The organism is Aeromonas sp. HMWF015, from assembly GCF_963878965.1.
GTDB lineage: Bacteria > Pseudomonadota > Gammaproteobacteria > Enterobacterales > Aeromonadaceae > Aeromonas > Aeromonas veronii.
This window is the reverse complement of the sequence record NZ_CAWNZT010000027.1, coordinates 1-1,730: the sequence shown is the minus strand read 5'-3', so window position 1 is coordinate 1,730 and position 1,730 is coordinate 1. Positions and strand designations below refer to the sequence as shown.

Genomic DNA, 1,730 nt, shown 5'->3' with positions numbered 1-1,730 from the left:
CCGAAGCAGTCCCTGAGGTAGGTTCATGGAGATAACATATGTCTGAGATTTGGTTCATTTATAGTCAAAGTTCAGGTTGCTCAGGGTTCTTGGTTTAGCCAATAAACGCGAGAGCATGGACGATAGAATGCTACGAGATGGGAAAGAGTACTTGGGCATCGCCTGAACTATGAGCTAACTCAACATGTAGGGAATACCGACCAACTATGACAGCAAGTATTGGTCGGTTGTCTCGACGCTGTGCTGCTAATTGACTCCATTCGGATATATCGAGACTAGAAGGACGAGGATGGTCCTCTGGATGTGTGTGCCATTCACCTAGATAGCGGACAGTACCCTGGCTTGCCATCCATCTAGACTGAGCGATGGCTTCGTGACCTGTCGGCATCCGTTCAAACTGATATCGAAACCGTTTATCCAATGTTGTGGGAACTGTTGCCTGCTCGATGAGTAAATGAGTGCCGTGTACCGAGCCAAGCAAAATGCCCCCAGCTTCGCAATCGAACTCACTTACTTGAATATGCTGGCAGAAAGTTCTCAGCACAGACCCTGAAAAATGTAGCAGCGTTCTGCTATCCTCTGTGGCCCAGGAGTTCATTGGCAGCATATAGGACATTCCCGATCCTGCTGCGGATCACAATCTGGTGTAGCTGGCTGTTGGGTTCGGTCGATCAGTCTCGTACGCAGTGCAGGGGAATTGATGCCATTGACCCAGTCAATTGCCATCTCAGCTCCTAGGCTGGCAGCTTGTACGGACACCGAAGCGGGAAATGGCACGTACAAGCCCTCGCATCCATGTCCCGCCAAGATAGTAGGAAGAGGAAAAAGGGTAGAACGGAGTTCACCTCTTCTATTGCTATGCCAAAGACATCGGAAACATGCTCCTGATTCGTTCGCCCTCAAGAGTGCACGGACGCCTGTTCCCGGTCCTTCGATCCAGACCGAGAGTATGGGTAGGGGAAGCTGATAGTAACCGCACAGCTAATGTCCTAATGCTTCTTCCCCAGTAGCATCTATGAGCAGATCCAGCTTTCCTAGTTGGGCCAACCTCACATCCACAGGGATAGCTCGAATTTCAGCGCCAGGAGCCAAGCGTTTGAGCTCTTTCGCCATGGCTTCGGCTTTGTTGGACATCAGATCAGAGAATCCTAGGCGATGGCGTCCGATGTTCTGGGGAAGAAGGATATCGAAATCCACCAATGTGAGTCTTCCACCACATGTTCCCGCCCCAGCTTTGACCAGCATGTCCGATAGATACCCACCGATTGTGCCACATCCAACAATGGCTAGGTGCTTACCTGCAAGCGTCTTTGACTTGGGCATGTTCCGCTGAGCAAGATATCTATCATCGATTCTGACCACAGAGATGGGCGTTACCTTTAACCTGTAGCTAGGATCTCTGCGCTCTTTAAGTCTGTCCTTTTTGACTGGTTCTTGGCGATCATAGAAAACGACAAAGCCATAGGTCATCAGCGGTGATTCAATAATGATCAGTACGCCCTTAGCATTCGTTCTCTCCCCTTCTTTTATGCGTTCGTGAATATTGTGCCGGCACCGAGGGTCAAGGGTGCTTTGCCAAGCCAAAATATCTGCGACCGTCACAGGCGGCCATTGGTTGGCTAGCGGCCGAGGTTGAGCGGCGGTTTTGACTCGGTAAGTTAGCAAAGTCTTATCGGTTATTTGGAAACCGAGTGAACTCAACTTTATTGTTGTTCGATCTGCGTTATCGG

General features: G+C 50.1%; 2 protein-coding genes. Both read right to left on the bottom strand.

Annotated elements, in window-relative coordinates:
* Nucleotides 1–130 precede the first annotated feature (130 nt).
* On the bottom strand, nt 131–598 hold the full coding sequence (locus tag AACS18_RS01300) for a Mov34/MPN/PAD-1 family protein (RefSeq protein WP_240036137.1): 468 nt from the start codon (nt 596–598) through the stop codon (nt 131–133).
* A 383-nt stretch (nt 599–981) separates the two neighbouring features.
* A partial coding sequence (locus AACS18_RS01295) for a ThiF family adenylyltransferase (protein WP_258228812.1) occupies nt 982–1,730 on the bottom strand: 749 nt, incomplete at its 5' end.